5 protein-coding genes are annotated in these 3381 nt (G+C 42.6%); 1 reads left to right on the top strand and 4 read right to left on the bottom strand.

Features of this window, described 5'->3' with window-relative positions; translation table 11 throughout:
* Positions 1–250: 250 nt before the first annotated feature.
* Together AC0QHF_RS02450 and AC0QHF_RS02445 are read right to left on the bottom strand one after the other, a co-directional pair.
* On the bottom strand, positions 251–535 hold the full coding sequence (locus AC0QHF_RS02450; protein ID WP_324702595.1) for a clan AA aspartic protease: 285 nt from the start codon (positions 533–535) through the stop codon (positions 251–253).
* 92 nt (positions 536–627) lie between these two features.
* Entirely contained in the window at positions 628–897 is a 270-nt protein-coding gene (locus AC0QHF_RS02445) for a hypothetical protein (RefSeq protein ID WP_324702594.1), read from the bottom strand.
* Positions 898–1139: 242 nt separating this feature from the next.
* On the opposite strand from AC0QHF_RS02445, the gene AC0QHF_RS02440 reads away from it, so the two are divergent.
* Positions 1140–1379 carry a UPF0175 family protein gene (locus AC0QHF_RS02440; protein ID WP_324702593.1) on the top strand — a complete coding sequence of 80 codons (240 nt, stop codon included), beginning with the start codon at positions 1140–1142 and terminating at the stop codon, positions 1377–1379.
* A 125-nt stretch (positions 1380–1504) separates the two neighbouring features.
* Here the strand turns inward: AC0QHF_RS02440 and AC0QHF_RS02435 are convergent, their stop codons facing one another.
* A complete protein-coding gene (locus AC0QHF_RS02435) occupies positions 1505–1873 on the bottom strand; it encodes a hypothetical protein (protein WP_324702592.1) in 369 nt (122 codons plus the stop codon).
* Between the two features lie 75 nt (positions 1874–1948).
* The gene (locus AC0QHF_RS02430; RefSeq protein ID WP_324702591.1) at positions 1949–3145 is read right to left on the bottom strand and encodes a hypothetical protein; all 1197 of its coding nucleotides are present in this window, start codon (positions 3143–3145) and stop codon (positions 1949–1951) included.
* Positions 3146–3381: the final 236 nt, after the last annotated feature.

Genomic DNA, 3381 nt, shown 5'->3' with positions numbered 1-3381 from the left:
GTGACCCTCTTATCAATAATGGTAAAAACCCGCATCTCTCGGCTGAGAATCACGCACCATCGAGAGTGATGGATTGCTGATAAGAAACCGGGTTTCTAGTTCAATCTGGGTGAGGATGCAGAAACTCTGATAGAAACCCGGTTTCTGAGTTTCAGGCGATCCGGCGCAACGCTTTGCGATGGTCGCTCCCCCGGCGGCTAAGATTCTTTCCACATAGACTAATCTCCCCTGAGTTTATTTTAAATGGGTATTAGACTGGGGTTAATTTGCTGATTTCAACCAGACCGCCCGGAAAAACTTGCACCACTAACTGATAGCCATTCATCAGGGACATCCCTACAAGGGGTTCCGAATCAGCTTCATCGACTGGAATGGTGAGAAGCTCTCCATCCCAAACTAACAGGGCTTCATAGATGTTGAAGACACATTCACTCCCATCCCCGAGAATGGCTCTTCCTCTCCTTTTCCATCTCAGATTCAACTGAGCAATTAAATTCGGAGGTAATGACAGCCAACCATTAAAACCTGTATCCACAATCGCATTTTGTGTGTAAATTTAGCCATCAGCGCCATAGACTGACAGGGGAATAATCGGTTCAAAATCTCTATTAACGATTCCAGTAATCATCAAATTCTCTTGCTTTGTCCGCCGAAGCGACGGACATAGCCCGAACCGATTCGCACAATCCAGATTTGAGCATCAGGGTGAGTGGCTTCAAGGCGATCGCAGGCGGCAATTTCACTAGCATCGACTTCAAAATCTCCAGTTTCTAAATCAATCGCCACAATCTTGCCCTCATTACCTGCCTCTACTTGTGGGCGAACATTAAATTCATAAATTTCATCCCCAAGACGAGCGAATTCCTCTTTACTGTAGCGAGGTTGTTTAGTGGGCATAGCTTTAACTTTCCTAACAAGGCTTCAACTGATTAATTTTATCATACTAATCTACGAGGGTTTTGATTGATGGTAATTGTACCTGAGAAACCGGGTTTATGGAAAAATCTCTGTGATAATGCAGAAATTCCGGTAGAAGCCCGGTTTCTGAGTGTAGGGGATATGGCATCCGCAATTGGAGGGCGATCGCTCCCCCGGCTGCTAAGATTTAAGCAGGAGATTTCACCCAAGGAGAGTTCCCCATGAGTTTAGTGATTGCCGATGACCTAGTAAAAGCGAGTGGCCTTTCCGAAAATGAGCTATTGTTGGAAATTGTGCTGATGTTGTTTCAGCAAGATAAAATTAGTTTGGGAAAAGCCAGTGAGTTATTGGGGCTGCATCGGATGCAGTTTCAACAACTGATTTCTGAGCGCTGCATTTGCGTTCATTATGATGTTGCTGAGTTTCAGGAAGACCTCAAAACCTTAGAGGAAACGGAGTGAGGAACGAAACCCAAAACAAATTTATCTAATAGGTATCAGATAGTGATGATGTTGCATTTCGGGGGATAGCGGTATTTAGCAATGGCGTGAGTTTTACCCCTATAACACACTCGAGTTTTTGGCTACTAACGATAGCAAATGCTGTTTTGGTTGCTTTCAATGACAAAACAGATTCCACCATCGCTCAAAGTTTTATATTGGCTAGGTTCACCATCAATTTTGGCTAAACCAAATCGAGAAGAAACGCGATCGCCTGGTTCTCGATTGATGGTCAGCACTTCGATTTCTGTCACCACACCATCACTCCACCTCAGTTGAGACTGTATCCAGCGACCCGAATTATCGACAATTTGGTTAACTTGACAGGAATCAACTAAGCGTCTCTTTTCACTGTTGAAAGTGCAGCGAACCGTTACCCAATTAGGATTGGCTTCAGCCGTTAGAAGCGTGAACCTTAATGTTGTGAGGATGCCCAATAAAATAAATGAACGCATTTTAAACACCTTGAACAACAATCACTATCACTTTTTGATAGTCAATCAAACACTCAAGGTCAGTTGGAGCCCGCATCAGTAAGCAGAAAAAGTTAGCCGCATTCTATCTGAAGAGGATCTGACATACCCACTATTGCCAAAAAGTGTTGTTTCTGGATTGAATAAAATTGGTGCGTCTCCTCCGAAATCCATATTGATACTAGCAGGAACTTGCCGACCCGTAAATTCAATATTTGTTCCCGCCTCAGAACATCTTGGTCGCAGATGAATTCCCCAGACTTTTAAAGGGGAATCACTACACCGAATGGTTATAGTTCTTAAAACCTGATTGTTGGTTATTTGTCTAGCTCTTAATTCAACTTGAATAGCTTGTCGTTCAGATAAATCTTCAGAAACCGACCCTCCAGACGCAATCAAGATGTACGCTTTGCCACGAACCGAAGATGTCCCTAAATTATCATTCGAGACTTTTCCTTTATCAGTTATGATTTCATACCAGTCTCGACCGTAATTGTCAAATTGTAGTTCAATATCCCTGTATTGATCCTTTTTATGGCAACCAATTTCTAACTTTTTAAAAACCCTTGTATCGCGGTTTTTACTATTACAATTTAGGGTTACTTCGGAAAATCCCTCTCTGGAAGGGGGAGAACGTCTCGCTTGACGAGGTTGTGGTGTGGGTGATGGACTGGGAGAGTTTTTAGCTGAAGTGGAATTGGGATTGGTGGCAACAACTGTGGCTTGGCCGACTTCAGCAGAACCGAAGGTTTCAGCCAGAAAGTCAGCAAAGTCTTGAGCTTTGGCACGATCTGTAAATGAAGAGACTTGAATGAATAATTGATCACTCTCCCTGCGTTTGGGGAAAGAGTCCCGACAAAATTCAGATTTAATTTTCTCCAGATTTGCTTCGCTATGGTCTATAAAAACAGGATAAAAGTTAATCGGATAATCTTTGTCAGATTTGGGGAGGGGATTGCCACAGCTTGCCATAGGAAAGCGAACTTCAGAGAATGGATTGACAGAAGGTTTTTCTGTCGCTGCTTCTGATTCTTGAGTTTCAGGGGTAGGAGGCGATCCTTCTAACTCTGTTTGAGATGACAGTGATGCAGTTTCTTTGGGAAAATTTACACTTAGAGCCATTATTATGGAGAACACACCATAAAGGCTTAAGCTGGCAATCAAAAAGTTGAATAATAAAATTCCCCAATCTTTGGATTTATAGGCATCCAGAAGATATGTTATGTAGTTTGGTTTTTTTTCAGGAGGAGACATGGCTCAAATTGTACCATCTGGTATGGGACAAATTTTTGTCCTTAAAGTCATTGTTTTTAACATGGGTTGAATAAAACACAATGAAACCCAACATCAGTTAAAGATGGTGGTGTTGGGTTTCGTTGCCTCAACCCAACCTACTCCACAGAGATAGTTAAATCGTAGTTGGTATTGCCAGAAGAGAAGGCAGGATAGACTCTTGCATAATAAGTGCCTCCCTGAATTGCTCTACTGAT

The organism is Lyngbya sp. CCY1209, from assembly GCF_055795065.1.
Note: the sequence above shows the minus strand (reverse complement) of the source record. Positions and strands in the feature narration are given on the sequence as shown.